This is a genomic window from Algibacter lectus (assembly GCF_004368925.1).
GTDB lineage: Bacteria > Bacteroidota > Bacteroidia > Flavobacteriales > Flavobacteriaceae > Algibacter > Algibacter lectus.
In genome coordinates, this window is sequence record NZ_SORL01000007.1 from 224,556 (window position 1) to 240,524 (window position 15,969).

The 15,969-nt window shown below is 33.1% G+C and carries 17 protein-coding genes; 12 read left to right on the forward strand and 5 right to left on the reverse strand.

From position 1 onward, the window contains the following. Window positions 1–135: 135 nt before the first annotated feature. Complete coding sequence (locus DFQ06_RS01980; RefSeq protein ID WP_133965728.1) at window positions 136–1,671, forward strand: YifB family Mg chelatase-like AAA ATPase; 1,536 nt, start codon at window positions 136–138, stop codon at window positions 1,669–1,671. Between the two features lie 5 nt (window positions 1,672–1,676). On the opposite strand, the gene DFQ06_RS01985 is transcribed toward DFQ06_RS01980, so the two are convergent. Then, window positions 1,677–2,540, reverse strand: coding sequence for a bestrophin family protein (locus tag DFQ06_RS01985; RefSeq protein ID WP_133965730.1), 864 nt, complete (start codon window positions 2,538–2,540; stop codon window positions 1,677–1,679). A 384-nt stretch (window positions 2,541–2,924) separates the two neighbouring features. Here DFQ06_RS01985 and DFQ06_RS01990 point away from each other — a divergent pair, with 384 nt between their 5' ends. After that, window positions 2,925–3,764, forward strand: coding sequence for an oxidoreductase (locus tag DFQ06_RS01990; RefSeq protein ID WP_042503905.1), 840 nt, complete (start codon window positions 2,925–2,927; stop codon window positions 3,762–3,764). A 97-nt stretch (window positions 3,765–3,861) separates the two neighbouring features. Here DFQ06_RS01990 and DFQ06_RS01995 read toward each other — a convergent pair whose 3' ends face one another. Continuing rightward, entirely contained in the window at window positions 3,862–4,236 is a 375-nt protein-coding gene (locus DFQ06_RS01995; RefSeq protein ID WP_042494860.1) for a Fur family transcriptional regulator, read from the reverse strand. A gap of 181 nt (window positions 4,237–4,417) precedes the next feature. On the opposite strand from DFQ06_RS01995, the gene DFQ06_RS02000 reads away from it, so the two are divergent. The 5 genes from DFQ06_RS02000 (at window position 4,418) to DFQ06_RS02020 (ending at window position 9,084) form a co-directional block, all read left to right on the forward strand. Beyond that, the gene (locus DFQ06_RS02000) at window positions 4,418–4,804 is read left to right on the forward strand and encodes a MerC domain-containing protein (protein ID WP_042494861.1); all 387 of its coding nucleotides are present in this window, start codon (window positions 4,418–4,420) and stop codon (window positions 4,802–4,804) included. Between the two features lie 113 nt (window positions 4,805–4,917). Further along, window positions 4,918–5,160, forward strand: coding sequence for a hypothetical protein (locus tag DFQ06_RS02005; RefSeq protein WP_133965731.1), 243 nt, complete (start codon window positions 4,918–4,920; stop codon window positions 5,158–5,160). A gap of 242 nt (window positions 5,161–5,402) precedes the next feature. Further along, a complete protein-coding gene (locus DFQ06_RS02010; protein ID WP_235833461.1) occupies window positions 5,403–7,724 on the forward strand; it encodes a TonB-dependent receptor in 2,322 nt (773 codons plus the stop codon). Between the two features lie 32 nt (window positions 7,725–7,756). Further along, entirely contained in the window at window positions 7,757–8,545 is a 789-nt protein-coding gene (locus DFQ06_RS02015; RefSeq protein WP_133965735.1) for a DUF4625 domain-containing protein, read from the forward strand. Between the two features lie 56 nt (window positions 8,546–8,601). Continuing rightward, on the forward strand, window positions 8,602–9,084 hold the full coding sequence (locus DFQ06_RS02020; RefSeq protein WP_133965737.1) for a DUF4625 domain-containing protein: 483 nt from the start codon (window positions 8,602–8,604) through the stop codon (window positions 9,082–9,084). Here the strand turns inward: DFQ06_RS02020 and DFQ06_RS02025 are convergent. Further along, window positions 9,074–9,793, reverse strand: a complete 720-nt coding sequence (locus DFQ06_RS02025; protein WP_042494864.1) for a DUF3307 domain-containing protein — start codon at window positions 9,791–9,793, stop codon at window positions 9,074–9,076. The two genes, DFQ06_RS02020 and DFQ06_RS02025, sit on opposite strands and share 11 nt — an antisense overlap. Further along, a complete protein-coding gene (locus tag DFQ06_RS02030; RefSeq protein ID WP_042503915.1) occupies window positions 9,790–10,389 on the reverse strand; it encodes a SatD family protein in 600 nt (199 codons plus the stop codon). The genes DFQ06_RS02025 and DFQ06_RS02030 overlap by 4 nt, the downstream gene beginning before the upstream one ends. 235 nt (window positions 10,390–10,624) lie before the next feature. Here DFQ06_RS02030 and mscL point away from each other — a divergent pair, with 235 nt between their 5' ends. Both mscL and DFQ06_RS19335 read left to right on the forward strand, forming a co-directional pair. Next, window positions 10,625–11,065: a large conductance mechanosensitive channel protein MscL gene (mscL, locus tag DFQ06_RS02035; RefSeq protein WP_133965739.1), complete on the forward strand. Its 441-nt coding sequence runs from the start codon at window positions 10,625–10,627 to the stop codon at window positions 11,063–11,065. Window positions 11,066–11,069: 4 nt separating this feature from the next. Next, on the forward strand, window positions 11,070–11,222 hold the full coding sequence (locus DFQ06_RS19335) for a hypothetical protein (RefSeq protein ID WP_162857627.1): 153 nt from the start codon (window positions 11,070–11,072) through the stop codon (window positions 11,220–11,222). 2 nt (window positions 11,223–11,224) lie between these two features. Here the strand turns inward: DFQ06_RS19335 and DFQ06_RS02040 are convergent, their stop codons facing one another. Beyond that, complete coding sequence (locus DFQ06_RS02040; protein ID WP_133965741.1) at window positions 11,225–12,301, reverse strand: substrate-binding domain-containing protein; 1,077 nt, start codon at window positions 12,299–12,301, stop codon at window positions 11,225–11,227. A 180-nt stretch (window positions 12,302–12,481) separates the two neighbouring features. Between DFQ06_RS02040 and DFQ06_RS02045 the strand changes: the two genes are divergently transcribed. From DFQ06_RS02045 to uxaC, 3 genes are read left to right on the forward strand one after another with little or no spacing between them, the layout of a single operon-like run. Further along, a complete protein-coding gene (locus tag DFQ06_RS02045) occupies window positions 12,482–13,309 on the forward strand; it encodes an SDR family oxidoreductase (protein ID WP_042495374.1) in 828 nt (275 codons plus the stop codon). Between the two features lie 58 nt (window positions 13,310–13,367). Further along, window positions 13,368–14,543, forward strand: coding sequence for a mannonate dehydratase (gene uxuA / locus DFQ06_RS02050; protein WP_133965743.1), 1,176 nt, complete (start codon window positions 13,368–13,370; stop codon window positions 14,541–14,543). Window positions 14,544–14,545: 2 nt separating this feature from the next. Continuing rightward, the gene (uxaC, locus tag DFQ06_RS02055; RefSeq protein ID WP_133965745.1) at window positions 14,546–15,961 is read left to right on the forward strand and encodes a glucuronate isomerase; all 1,416 of its coding nucleotides are present in this window, start codon (window positions 14,546–14,548) and stop codon (window positions 15,959–15,961) included. Window positions 15,962–15,969 lie beyond the last annotated feature (8 nt).

The following is a 15,969-nucleotide window of genomic DNA, read 5'->3' on the forward strand; positions in this document are numbered from 1 at the left end:
TGAACAATGAGTAAAACTCTAGATTAAATTAGGTGTTTAGGCAGCAGAATTGTTCTAATAAAAAGTCTTGATTCCTAATAAATTATAAAATTCCAAATACATTTATTACATTTAAGCATCAAACAAACTTAATTTATGCTTAAAAAAGTTTTTGGAAGCGCCGTTTTTGGTGTTGAGGCTACAACGGTAACGGTAGAAGTGAATGTAGATAAAGGCGTTGGTTACCATCTTGTAGGATTACCCGATAATGCCATTAAGGAAAGTAACTTTCGTATAGCGGCAGCACTTCAGAATAACGGATATAAAATTCCTGGTAAAAAAATCATTATTAATATGTCGCCTGCCGATTTGAGAAAAGAAGGTTCGGCTTACGATTTAACTTTAGCCATTGGTATTTTAGCGTCCACAGACCAAATTAAAGCAGAAGGTTTAGAAGAATACTTAATAATGGGCGAATTGTCTTTAGACGGTACGCTTCAGCCTATTAAAGGTGCATTGCCTATAGCTGTTAAGGCTAGGGAAGAAGGTTATAAAGGTTTTATATTGCCAGCCGAGAATGCCAAAGAAGCTGCTATTGTAGATAACTTAGAGGTTTATGGTATTGATAATATAAAGCAAGTTATAGACTTTTTTGATAAGGGAACAGCTATAGAACAAACTATAATAGATACACGTAAAGAGTTTGAGCAGAATTTAGATTTTCCGGAGTTCGATTTTGCAGATGTAAAAGGGCAGGAAGGCATTAAGCGCTGTATGGAAATCGCTGCTGCTGGCGGACATAATATTATTTTAATTGGTCCTCCTGGAGCAGGAAAAACGATGCTTGCTAAACGATTACCAAGTATTTTACCACCTATGACATTGCATGAAGCCTTGGAAACTACTAAAATACATTCTGTAGTGGGTAGAGTAAAAGATACCGGTTTAATGGCTCAAAGACCGTTTAGAAATCCACATCACACAATTTCGAACGTGGCATTAGTCGGCGGCGGAAGTTATCCGCAACCAGGTGAAATATCTATGTCTCATAATGGTGTTTTATTTTTAGATGAATTACCAGAATTTAAGCGTGAAGTTCTAGAAGTTATGCGTCAGCCACTAGAAGATCGCGAGGTTACTATTTCTAGGGCAAAATTCACGGTTACTTATCCATCATCGTTTATGTTGGTCGCGAGTATGAATCCGAGTCCGAGTGGTTATTTCAATGATCCCGATGCACCTGTAACATCTAGTCCTGCAGAAATGCAACGCTATTTAAGTAAAGTGTCGGGACCGCTTTTAGATAGAATTGATATTCACATTGAAGTGACGCCTGTGCCTTTTGATAAATTATCGGATGATAGAAAAGGAGAGAGCTCGGTAGATATTAGGAAGCGGGTTACCAAAGCTAGGCAAATACAAACAAAACGTTTTGAAGATTCTGATAAAGTACATTATAATGCCCAAATGAATGTGAAGCAAATTAGAAAACATTGCGTTCTAGATGAGAATTCGAAACAGTTGCTCAAAACGGCTATGGAACGCTTCAATTTATCGGCTCGCGCCTATGATAGAATACTAAAAGTATCTCGAACTATTGCCGATTTAGAGGGTATTGCAGAGGTAAATGGTTCTCATATTAGTGAGGCTATACAATACCGTAGTTTAGATCGCGAGGGTTGGTTAGGGTAGATTTACTAAAATATCTCCTCCACATGTTTTTTTATATTTGTAGCTATTTTATCAATAGGTAAATCGTTAGCATCAAAACCAAAAGGGTCTTCAATTTCTTCAGCAATTAATTCTAAACTCGCCAATACATAAAAAACAAAAACGACTACAGGCACTGCATAATATCCTAGGCTAAACACATAGCCAAAAGGCAAAGTCATGATGTAGAAAAATATGAATTTTTTAATAAAGGCACTGTATGAATACGGAATTGGTGTGTTTTTAATACGTTCGCATGCACCGCAAATATCGGTAAACGATTGAATTTCGGCATTTAAAACGATAAGTTGATCGCCCGTAATTTTCTTCTGTTCGTGTAAATCGTTCACCTTTTGGAAAATCATCTTAGCAACTTGGTTCGGGTGGTGTTTGTGCTTGTCTATTTTTAAATCTTCATGATCAAAAAGTTGCAAACTCGTTTCTTTATTGTTTAAATGCTTTACCAAAATAGAGGCATAACTCGGTATTAACTTTTTAAAATAGCTTCTATCGTGTTTTTCTTTTAAAATAACATGTAGTTTTATGGCTAAATTTCGGCTGTTATTAACTAGTGCTCCCCATAATTTTCTACCTTCCCACCAGCGGTCGTAAGCAGTGTTTGTTCTAAAAACCAATAGCAATGAAATAACAAAACCCAACATACCATGCATTACCGTAATATTTGATAAATGACTTTTTTCTGAAAGTTTCCAGTATTCTAGTTCCATATAGCCAACTCCATAGGTGTAAATTCCAATAAAAATCATTAAAGGAAAAAGCTTTCTAAACGTATCCGATTTGTGAAATCTAAAAATAAAGGTAATCCAATCTTTTGGGTTGTATTGTACCATAGGTAAATGCGCTTGTTATAGTTTGGAGGCAAAATTATAATATATTTTACACGTATGACTTCAAAATTAAGTAAAATCTATTTTTTAAGATTTAAATATTTTCTGTATTAATAAGCATGTTTTACTAATGTTACCTACTAAATTTGGATGCTTTTATAGTTGAATATTAAAAGTATTTAGAATAATTAAATAGCAGTTCTAGGAGGTGTCGCTAATATAAATAGTTTTTATATTAAAAGGTTATTTAATACAATAGTTTAGGTCGATAAGGGGAGCTTTGGTAGAGTGAGAAATTCGATATCAATAAAACTTAAACTACTAAATAATTTTTTAGTAGTTTTGCAAAAAAAACAATTTCTTTTACAGAATATAAGCAAAACAAAAATGAGTACAGACAAAAAAGTATGGTTTATTACTGGTGTATCATCAGGATTAGGTAAACAGTTAGCTAAAGAGGTTTTATCACAAGGACAAATTGTGGTAGGAACTTTTAGAAAACAAGACCAAGTAGAGGCGTTTAACAATGAAAACCCAGGGAATTCTTTTGGTGTACTTATAGATGTTGCTTCTACACAAATGATTGTTGATGGTATTAAAACCATTTATGATAAATTCGGAAAAATTGATGTAGTTGTTAATAATGCCGGTTATGGTATTATGGGAAGTGTTGAAGAGATTTCTGATGAAGAAGTAAGAAGACAGTTTGAAGTAAACGTTTTTGGCGTTTTAACGACTATTAGAGCGGTTTTACCACAAATGCGTAAGCAACGTTCTGGACATATTATAAACATAACTTCTATTGCAGGACGTGTAGGTTCTCAAGGTTTAGGGATTTACAATGGTTCTAAATTTGCTTTAGAAGGTATTGGGGAAGCTTTAGCGGCAGAATTAAAGCCACTTAACATTAAAGTAACAAACGTTGAACCTGGACCATTTAGAACAGAATGGGCTGGAAGTTCTGCAGCTTATGATAATACTAAAATAGAAGATTACGAAAGTACGGTTGGTGAGCGTATAAGAGGTTTACAAAATTTAAGTGGAAACCAACCAGGAGATCCGCAAAAAGCGGCTGATGCTATTTACAAATTAGCTCAGTTAGAAGAAGCTCCAGTGCATTTACCTTTAGGTAAAATTGCTTATGAAGTTTTCGGAAAAGTAAATAACGGATTAATAGAAGAATTAGCTAAGTTTGAACACTTAGGTAAAGAGTGTGATTTCGAATAGGTTATTGTAACCCAATTTATATAAAGTAAAAACCGCCTAATAGGCGGTTTTTTTATGGCATAATGTTATGTAAAAGCTTTAATTTATGTCAATACTATTAAGAACAGTTTTTACAAGTACCAGTTAAAACACAATTAACATCCTGAACAATGTATGCCTTCGGGATAGAGAAATTAACTTCGGCATGCAAGCATTCTATAGTTTCACAAATTAAACATTTAAAGTGAAGATGATTCTTCGCTATTTCTTGTTCACCAACTTTGTTATACGATGCGAAATATTGTTTACCATCTTCAGCAACAATTTTATGCAAAACACCGTCATCACAAAATCTATTTAAAACACGATAAATGGTTGCTCTATTGATATTAATATCTATTTCTTGTTCAATCGCATCCTGACTCATCGCTTTTCCGGTTGTTGTTAAAACCTCCAAAACAGCCTCTTTTGTTGGTGTATTTCTTCTTTTCATTTATTAATGCGATTTATTTGCAATAATTTATTGCGATTATGTTGCAATATTATAAAAACATAATATATTTGCAAAACCAATTAATGCGACAACATTGCATTTAATGTGTCGAAATAATGAGAGAAAGTTAACAAATAGTACGTTTACTTACTAGTTAAATAACATGTTTTATAAATTTTAGATGAAAATTAAAAATAACACTGTAGATATTATTGCTTTTTCTAGTTCGTTAATTTGTGCGGTTCATTGTGCTACAATACCATTGATACTTTCATTTTCATCATTGGGTAGTTTACATTTTTTAGGAAACCCTATAATAGAGTGGACCTTTATAGCTTTTGGTATTGTGTTTGTTTTAGTATCTCTTTGGCCGAGTTATAAAAAAACACATTTTAAATTAAAACCTTTACTGTATGCTTTATTAGGCTTTTCATTTATTTTATTGGGCAGGCTAGATTTAAATGAATTTTGGGAAGTAAGCAATACTGTTGCAGGAGCTTCTTTAGTATCGCTAGCACATTATTTTAATTGGAAGTTGTTACAGACAAAAGAAAATCATAAACATTAAAAATACGTTTTAGAAATTACAGTTTAATTGTAGTGTTAATACAAATAATGAAAACCAATCGCATAAAAAATAGTATTACTTATTTTTTACTTGTTATTTTCTTCTCAATGAAAATGGCAGGGTTTCATGTGATGTCTCATACTGACGATGATGATCATGCCATACATTGTAACATATGCGATCATGCGATAACCAATAACTTAACATCTCTAATTACTCCTGTTTTTTCTAATTTTTCTTTAGATGATATTGAATATCTTCTTCCTAAAGAAATTTGTCAGAATTATAAATTTATACTGGCAAGCTCGTCTTCCAAAGATCAGCTCTTTTCCAGACCTCCACCATTTTTGTTATAATACCCTATTTCGTTTAATTTTTTAATAGCAACATTATGCCTAAGGGTTTATATAACCCTTATGGCATATATGTAAAACTTCATTTTTTTATAATGAGGTTTTACATATATGCCATGTTGTCTTAATAAATTCCATGTTTAGGTTTGGTTTTCGCTCGCTCTCAAGGGCTATTTTTTCAATCTTATAACATTAATATGTTTTACAAAACATTAAGTATTTGGCTTTGTTTTAGTCTATACGCCATGGCATGTACCCAAGATTCTTTAATTATAAAAGGTTTGGTAGTAAATGCAAAAACTTTACAACCTATTGAAGGTGTCAATATTATCGGAGACGGTTTTTTTTCTATTTCATCCTCAGATGGTTCATTCATAATAAAAAACATTACTAATGGTAATTACGTTTTAAATGTGTCTCATATAGGCTATGCACCTAAAACTGTTAATGTGCACGTATGGCGTAATATGGATCTTATTTATGTGGCTTTAGATGAAGCTGTAACAAATTTAGATGCTGTTGAGGTTAATGGAAAGACAAGTAAAAGAAGAGATAAGGAGTCTTCAACAATTTCTTATAAGGTATCCAAAGAATTTCTAAATCAAAACCGGGAAAACAGTCTTATGCAGACCTTAAGTAAAATCCCTGGAGTAAGTACCATTAATATTGGTTCTGGGCAATCTAAACCCGTAATTAGAGGTTTAGGGTTTAATAGGGTAGCGGTAGTGCAAAATGGAATAAAACACGAGGCACAACAATGGGGAAATGATCATGGTTTAGAAATAGATCAATATGGTATAGAGAATATACAGATAATTAAAGGTCCGGCATCTTTAGTATATGGGGCCGATGCTATTGCGGGTGTTGTAGATATAAAGCCTAATAAAATACCTGCTATAAACTCATTTAATGGCGAGGTTAATCTTTTAGGTGAAAGTAATAATGATTTACTAGGTATATCGTTAGGCGTAAAGGCGAGAAAGGAAAATTGGTTTTATCGTAGTCGTTTAACATTAAGAGATTATGGTGATTATAAAGTACCAACAGATAAAATTAATTACGAAAATTACATTTTTGAACTGCATGACAATCATTTAAGAAATACCGCAGGTATAGAGGCTAATGCTAGTTTTAATATTGGGTATACTTCAGAGGGGTTTACTACGGAAACATCATTTAGTAACGTAAACGCTAAAAACGGTTTTTTTGCTAATGCTCATGGCTTAGAAGTTAGAACTTCTAGTATAGATTATGATAGTTATAGTAGAGATGTCGATTTACCATACCACAAGGTGAATCATTTTAAAATTACAAACAATACATCGCTAGATTTAGGGAACCATACATTTCATTTAGATTTAGGTTACCAAAATAATAATAGAGAAGAACACTCCGAGCCTATACCACATGGTTATATGCCAACACCACCAGATAGTAAAGAGCGTGCTTTTAATAAAAACACGTACACTTTAAATGTTAAAGATGTTTTTAAACCTAATGCTAAGCATGATGTGGTTGTTGGGTTGAATATGGAATATCAAGATAACAATATTGGCGGCTGGGGTTTTTTAATTCCAGAATATACTCGTTTTACTGTTGGAGCTTTTGGTTACGATCAATTTGAAATTAATAAAAACTTACATCTACAAGCCGGTATTCGATATGATTTTGGTGTTGTAGATACGCACTCTTATTTTGATTGGTATCCGTCTACTCGAAATAATGACGATAATACAACCTCTAATATTTATTTGCAGAGGTCTCAAGATAAAACCTTGAATTTTGGAAGTACAAGCGCTTCTGTAGGGCTTAGTTATTTGCGTAATAAAACAACGTATAAAATAAATATAGGAAAGAGTTTTAGAATGCCTCTATCTAATGAGTTGGCTTCAGATGGGGTTAATTATCATATGTATCGTTACGAAAAAGGGAATCTAGATTTAGATCCCGAAGCATCCTATCAATTAGATATGGAGGTAGATTATAGTGCTAAAAAGTTTAGTGTAGCCCTAAGTCCTTTTGTTAACTTTTTCGATAACTATATCTATTTAAACCCAACGTCTAGTTATTACGAAACGTTACAAATTTACGAGTATACACAAGCTAAGGTTTTTAGGGTTGGTGGTGAGCTAAGCGCAAGTAGTACGGTGCTAAAAAATGTAACGCTAAATGCTTCTGCAGAATATGTGTACTCTAGACAAACCAGCGGACCCAAAAAGAATTTTACACTGCCTTTTTCTCCTCCATTATCTGGTAGGCTTTCGGCTAATTATCAATTTAAAGATTTGCTATTTTTTAATAGTCCGCAATTAAGCGCAGAATTGAAAGTAGCAGGAGCTCAAAACGAAATTGTACCACCAGAGCAAATAACAGCTGGCTATCAGGTTTTAAACATGGCTTTTGTTTCTAAATTAAACACCTCTAAAAATAGCCTTCCCATAGAAATGCGATTAAAATTAAATAATGTATTCCACACAAAGTATTTCGACCACACCAGTTTCTATAGGTTAATCGATGTTCCCGAGGCGGGCAGGAATATATCACTCTCTTTAACAATACCTTTTTAAATAAATTCAAATTAATTATTAAAAACAAACAAATGAAAACAACAATTATGAAAACAAATTTTAAAGTATTAGCCGTTACAGCTATTTTCGGACTCCTATTAAACTCATGTAGTAGCGATGATACTGAAACACTAGATGCTCCTGTTATCTCTAGTTTTGAGTATGGCGAAGGTTCTACACATTCTACAGATTTAGTAGCTTATAAAGGTTCAGATATTCATCTAGAAGCTGTTATTTCTGCCGAAGCCGTAGTAAGTAGTATTACGCTTTCTATTCATGCTCACGATTTAACTCCAGGTGAGGATGAGGTAGATTGGGATTTTGAACAAGTATTTACAGATGCTAATTATTTAGTGATCAATCCTACATTTCATGAGCATGTAGATATCCCAAATAATATCCCTGTTGGAGAATATCATGTAGAATTAACAGTTGTAGATGAGCAAGGTAATAGCACAGAGATTGAAGGCGATCTTCAAATTTTAGATAGCATCACTATAAGTGAGGCGTCTATCGATTCTACAGTGGTACGAGGTAACGATTTTCATGTAGAATTTATGATTAATGCAGTAAATGGCATCCATAATATTACAGTTGATTTTCATGCTCATGGCGTTACTGTAGGTGAAGGTGAAGTAGAATGGGATTATGAAGAAGAGTTTTTAGATGGTTACCATGAAGAAACTGAAATAGAATTCCATGAGCATTTTGATGTTCCTGCTACAGCACCAGCTGGAGAATATCATTTAAGCTTTGTTGTTGAAGATGAAGAAGGAAACACAAAAACATACGAATCTCATATTGATATTACAGTAGAATAAATACAATTATTCCGCATAGCAGCTCATGGTGTTATGCGGTTTTTAAAACCAATAAAATGAAATTTATATCAAAATATAATTACCTAAGCATATTGTTTGTTTTAATATTAGCATCCTGCTCCGGAGATGATAGTGCTAATAAAGATGAAGAAAAACCAACAATAAGTATTAATTACACCGAAGGGTTTCCACAGGCCTGCACAGCACTCGTAAAAGGCGAAACCTATACGTTTAAAGCAATGGTTACCGATAATTTAGCCTTGGCTGCTTATAGTTTGGATATTCATCATAATTTTGACCACCATACGCACGACGATCAAGAAGAAACTTGCGATTTGGGAGATGTGAAAGCAGCAGTTAATCCATTTATCTACGTCGAAAATTTTACCATAGAAGAAGGTTTAACTTCTTATGAAATAAATATTAGCTTAACCATCCCTGGTGATATTGATACAGGCGATTACCATTGCGCTTATTCGGTAACAGATTTAACAGGTTGGCAAGCTAGAACGTCTATAGATATAAAAATTATTGAATAAGTGATAATACATACTCGTAAGTTACTCCAAAAATAACAGCTAAACCGAAGCTTAACAGAGTTCCTATTAAGATGTATTCGGTAAGCTTACGGTCTTTAGCTTTGGATAAATCGCTAAAACGCAACACCGATTTTGCTGCAATTATAAAACCAATACCCTCCCAATGTTGTGTTATAATTAATGCAAATACAAATAAACGCTCAAGAATACCAATAAAAGCACCAGCATTTTCTAAAGATAGATTACTGTTGTTTTCTTTAAAATACCACTTAGAAATTACAGTTTTCATAATGATAGATGAAACCACGGTAACACCTAAAAGTGCAGTAATAAATAATAAGAATTTAGGATTGTAAAGTGAGTTTATGTTTAGCTCGTAAGGTTGATAGATACTAACAACAATAGCTATCACTATTAAATGCGCCAATTGATCTAAACCAAATAACAGGCGTCCGTTAGATTTTGTTTTAAGCCTTAGCTTAATAAGGTCTATAATGTAGTGAGATAATATAATTGACACAAACGCAAGCCAATACTCAAAGTTAAATTGAAGTACTACAAGTAAAGCTGCAAAATGTACTAAAATATGATAATATAGATATTTAGACTTATGCTTTTTAGATTCTTTATGTGTAACCCATTTTTGAGGTTGTAATAGAAAATCACCTATAAAATGTGCAAGTATGAGTTTTATAAAAAGTATAATCATAGTGTTTTTACTTGTGCGTTATAGTAGTTTAATAGTTTAGAAATTTCGTCAAAACCACCACGTTTAAGGCCTTTACTAATATTACTTTGTGTGGTTTCAAAATGGTTGGCAAGCTCTACTTGAGTAAGTTCTGGGTTTTCTAGAGCCGTTTTTATAAGTTTTGCTGAGGTTGTAGTCCAGCTGTTTATAGTCAGTAAAGCCAATTCGAACATAATATTAGTTTGTAAATCAAACTGCTCAAAAGGCGATTTAATAGCGAGAGTTGTTTTCTTTAAATCATCAAAACATTCTCCAGAATTTATAAAAGCGGTGCCGTTAGATTCTGTTATTTTGTCCGATGTATAGGTTTTTTCGCCAATACCTATGGCAATTCTAACATCAATATTTTTGAATTGTTTAATACTCGATTTTATTAAAACGGCTGCTTTTAAAGCGTCTTCTGGAGCTGTTTCTAATTGAAAGCTATCTCCTCTAAAAACATCCCATTGCTTGGGTTGACGGCCATATTGGTTTAAAACCTCCTTAAGAGCATCTAACCATTTTTTTGGTTCGCTCGATTTCGAGTTAATAATATCTCCGGTTATTATGCTAGTCATTTTATTATGGGCTTCTTCATCAAATGTATTACTTTTCTTGTTTACTTCAAAATATATTCCTTTAAAATAGAATATTTAATTTTATTCCTTAATATGGTAATATTTGCATTTATGCTTGTTTAAGGTTATAATGGGATGTATATCGTAATTAACTACTATTTCTCTGCTTTAATTCTAAAAGTGAGGAAAATTAAAAATTCAAACTAATATCTTTGCATAAAAATTTAATATGGGTATGAAGTTATTTAAAGAATTTAAAGAGTTTGCCGTAAAAGGTAACATGATGGACATGGCAGTCGGTATTATAATTGGTGCTGCTTTTAACAAGGTAATCGATGTTTTAGCGAAAAAAGTAATTTTGCCTCCATTAACTTTATTAACTAGCGGTGTTAACTTTAAAGATCAGCGCCTTATCCTTAAAGATGCTTTTCTTAATGCTTCAGGAGAAATTTTAACCGATGAGGTTGCTATTGGTTATGGCGCGTTAGGTGAAGCTTTAATCGATTTTTTAATTATTGGTTTTACTATCTTTATCGTGGTGAAGTTTATGAATAGATTAAGAAATAAAGCACAAGACTCTGAAGATAAAACGGTTACAACACCTAAAGATATTGAATTATTAGCACGCCTTACCGATTTAATGGAAGAGCAAAATAAATTACTGAAATCTAAGTAGCATCATGGGAAAAACAGGGCGTGATAAAAACACGAAAAACAAAGCAAAGCATTCTAGGTTAATGGATCAAAAGAAGAATAAGAAAAAAGCCGAAATTGCTTTAAGAAAAGAGCGATTAAAGGAAATTATAAAACGTTCGAAAGAGGAGAAAAGTTAGTTTTAACTCTGCTCACTTTCAAACATATATTCACTACGTTCGTTATATTTTACATTTTCTTTTATAAGAATATCGATAGGTAAAAATGTTTTAGAATTTGGTGTTTTATTTTGAACCAAATAATCGGTTAATATACGCACAGCTTCATAGCCTTGATCGAATGGCTTTTGCGATATTAAAAAAGACACTGAGTCGTTTAATAAGCATTCTATATTTTGCGGCGTATTATCAAAACCAATTAGTTTAATGTTTTCTAAAGTTTTATTTTCAATACAATCTACAGTAATATAAATCCTACTCGAAGGCACAAAAATGCCTTTAATTTCAGGGTTTTCAATTAAATAACTGTTTATTTTTTCTTTAGTTTCTACCGTGTTATCTAAGCTTTCCAACTTTAATGTTTGGCTTTTAGAGCTCACATTGTTTTTTAAAAAATAATCATTAAAGCCTTTTATTCGGTTCGATACCGCGTTGTTTTTTAATATGTTATGTCGTGCCTGTAGAATTAAAAAAGTTTCAGCATTCGGACTACTAAAATGCATTAATTTTCCAGCAATATATCCAGCATTGTATGAGTCTTGACCAACAAAAGCCATGTTTTTAAAGCCATCAATATCAATGTTTAAAAATAAATAAGGAATGTTTTTATCTTCCAAAAGTGCTACTATCTTTTTGGTTTCTTTCGAAAAGTTTGGCACCATAATTACTGCCGTAGGTTCCGATTCTAATAAAGTTTTAAAAGTTTCGAAATAGGAGTGTGCATCGTATTGGTTAAAGGTGAAATTGTTAACCTGAATACCAAACGTTTTTAAATCATCGGCTGCTTTTAAAACACCCATATGTGGCGATTTCCAAAATAAATCGTCAGCATTATGTTTAGGCATTAACGTTGCAATAGTGTGTTTATTTTTCATGGCAAGCGCACTCGCAATAGGATTTACACTAAAGTTATGCCGATCTAGAATTTCTCTAATCTTTAATTCTGTTTTTTTAGACACACCACCGCGATTGTGGATAACGCGATCTACGGTACCTTCAGAAACTTGGGCTTCTTTTGCTATATCTTTTATTGTAATCATCTTAAATAGGTCACGTTTAACTTTATACGAAGCAATTAGAAACTGAAATGTATAACTTTAATTTCAAGCAATTTAGTTAATATTTTTTATTTTTTGTGTGCGCACACTATTTTTTTTCGTTACATTTGTGTGTGCGTACACGAAAACGCAAAATTAAAGAAAAATTCAACTATCAAAACTATGAGTAAAGTAATTGTTTTAACAGGAGCAGGAGGCGTTATTTGTGGCGCATTAGCCAAAGCATTAGCAAAAGAAGGTCATAAAATTGCCGTTCTAGATTTGCGTAAAGAAGCCGCAGATATTATTGCAAACGAAATTAATGCTGCTGGCGGTGTAGCAATTGGTGTTGCTGCCAATGTTTTAGAAAAAGAATCGTTGCAAGAAGCTAAAGATATTGTGAATGCTAAATTAGGTGCTTGCGATATTTTGATAAACGGAGCAGGAGGGAATCACCCATTAGGAACAACTTCTAATCCTCATTTTGCTGAAGCAGATTTAGAAAATAAAGCAGAAGGTTTTAAAACCTTTTTCGATTTAGATCCTACAGGTATTAAGTTTGTATTCGATTTAAACTTTTTAGGGACTTTATTACCAACTCAAGTTTTTGCTAAAGATATGGTAGGTAAAAAAGGGTGTAGTATTTTAAATATTTCATCTATGAATGCTTTTACACCTTTAACTAAAATACCTGCATATAGTGGTGCAAAAGCTGCTGTATCAAACTTTACACAATGGTTAGCGGTACACTTTTCTAAAGTTGGAATTCGTGTAAATGCATTAGCACCAGGTTTCTTTTTAACCGATCAAAATAGAAGTTTACTTACCGAAAGCGATGGTAGTTTAACAGCACGTGGTAATCAAATTATAGAGCAAACACCAATGGGTAAATTTGGTGAACCAGAAGATTTAGTAGGTACAACTTTATGGTTATGTGGCGAAGGCGCATCATTTGTAACAGGTGTAGTAATCCCTATTGATGGTGGTTTTAGCGCTTATAGTGGTGTTTAAATAAATCAAATTCTGCAAGGTGTTAATCTTGTAAGTTTATAATAAAATATTAAAAATTATGGAACAAACATGGCGTTGGTACGGGCCGAATGATCCCGTATCGTTATCCGATATAAAGCAAGCAGGAGCAACAGGTATTGTTTCTGCATTACACCATATTCCTAACGGACAAGTGTGGACTGTAGAAGAAATTCAAAAAAGAAAAGATACTATTGAAAATACGGGTCTTACTTGGAGTGTTGTAGAAAGTGTACCTGTTCACGAAACTATTAAAACACGTTCAGGAAATTTTCAAGAGTATATTGAAAATTATAAAACCAGCATTAAAAATTTAGCAGCTTGTGGTATCCATATTGTATGTTATAATTTTATGCCTGTTTTAGATTGGACACGTACCGATTTAGGATTTGAAGTTGAAGATGGTTCTAAAGCCCTTCGATTTGATGTGGTTGCTTTTGCTGCTTTCGAACTGTTTTTATTAAAACGTCCGGGTGCAGAAAACGATTACTCTTCAGAATTACAAGCCGAAGCTAAAGTTTACGCCGAAAACCTTTCCGAAGAAGATAAAACGCAATTAATTAATAATATTATTGCAGGCTTACCAGGAGCAGAAGAAGGGTATACTTTAGGGCAGTTTCAAACGATATTAGATACTTATGCTGATATTGATGCGCAAAAATTAAGAGAAAACTTAGCCGCATTTTTAAAAGAAATTATTCCTGTAGCTTCACAAAATGAGGTGTTAATGTGTATTCATCCAGACGATCCACCTTACGCTATTTTAGGCTTGCCTAGAGTTGTGAGTACAGAGGAAGATTATGCTTATTTATTTGCGCAAGTACCAGATCGATCTAACGGAATTACATTCTGTACGGGTTCTTTAGGGGTTCGAGCAGATAATGATTTGGTTCAAATATTCGAGCGTTTTGCCGATCGTGTACACTTTTTACACTTTAGAAGTACGCAACGTGATGAAAAAGGAAACTTTTACGAGGCCAACCACTTAGAAGGTGATGTTGATATGTATAGCGTAATGAAAGCGGTTGTTCTAGAAGAAAGAAGACGTATAGCTGCAGGTATGAAAGATGCTTTAATTCCTGTGCGTCCTGATCATGGACATCAAATGTTAGATGATTTACATAAGAAAACAAACCCAGGTTATTCTGGAATTGGAAGATTGCGTGGTTTAGCAGAGTTAAGAGGACTGGAGTTTGGAATTTCGAAAAGCATATAATTATGAGTACTATAAATTCAAAAAACTTTATAACTGATAATTTCTTGTTGCAGTCTGATATAGCTGAAACATTGTACCATCAGTACGCTAAAGATTTACCAATTATAGATTATCATAACCATTTATCGGCTAAGCAAATTGCCGATAATAAACCGGTTAAAAACATAACGGAGGTTTGGTTAAAAGGCGATCACTATAAATGGCGCGGCATGCGTGCTAATGGTATTGAAGAGTTTAATATTACCGGTGCGGCATCGCTAAAAGATAAGTTTTTAAGCTGGGCAGAAACAGTGCCTTATACTTTAAGAAACCCTTTGTTTCACTGGACTCAGCTGGAATTAAAACGTTATTTTGATATCGATGATATTCTACAACCAAGTACAGCTGATGCTATTTATGAGAAAGCGAATAGTATTTTAGAGCATAAAACACCTGCACAACTTTTAGAAGATATGAAGGTGGAAGTAGTTTGTACTACAGACGACCCTGCTGATGATTTAATGGATCATAAAAAAATTGCAGAAGGTGATTTTTATACCAAAGTATTACCAACGTTTAGATCGGATAATTTATTTTGGATAGGAAAGCCAAGTTTTTCTAAATATTTAATTCGTTTAGGAGATGCTTCAGGAATTACTATTAATTCTTTTGATGCTTTTTTAAAATCGATAGATCAGCGTATTGCTTATTTTGATAGTTTAGGCTGTAAATTATCAGATTTTGGACTAGGAGAACATCTCGATATTGTAGATTTTACTGAAGAAGATGTTGCTTTAATTTTCGATAAAAAATTAAAAGGAGAAATACTTTCAACTTCAGAAATCACAACTTATCGTTCATTTTTATTTCTGTATTTAGGAAAAAAATATCACGAATTCGATTGGGCACAGCAATATCATTTAGGATCACTTAGAAATAATAATACTAGGCTAGAGGCAGAAATTGGTCTAGATGCTGGTTGCGATTCTATTGGAGATTTTCCGGTAGCGGAATTTATGTCTAAATTGTTTAAAGCTTTAGAATCTACCAATCAATTAGCAAAAACCATCACTTATAATTTAAATCCATCGCAAAACGAAGTATTCGCTACCATGATGGGGAATTTTCAAAGTGCTGATACGCCAGGTAAAATGCAATGGGGCTCTGGTTGGTGGTTTTTAGATCAAAAAGACGGCATGGAAAAACAATTAAATACGCTGTCTAATATGGGCTTATTAAGTCGCTTTGTTGGTATGCTAACCGATAGCCGTAGCTTTTTATCATTCCCTAGGCATGAGTATTTTAGACGTATTTTATGTAACCTTGTGGCAGAAGATGTTAAAAATGGACTTGTTCCAAATGATTTAGAATTTATAGGAAAAATAATTCAAAACATTTGCTATTTTAATGCTGTGAAATATTTTAAATTCAACGACTAGACCAAAAA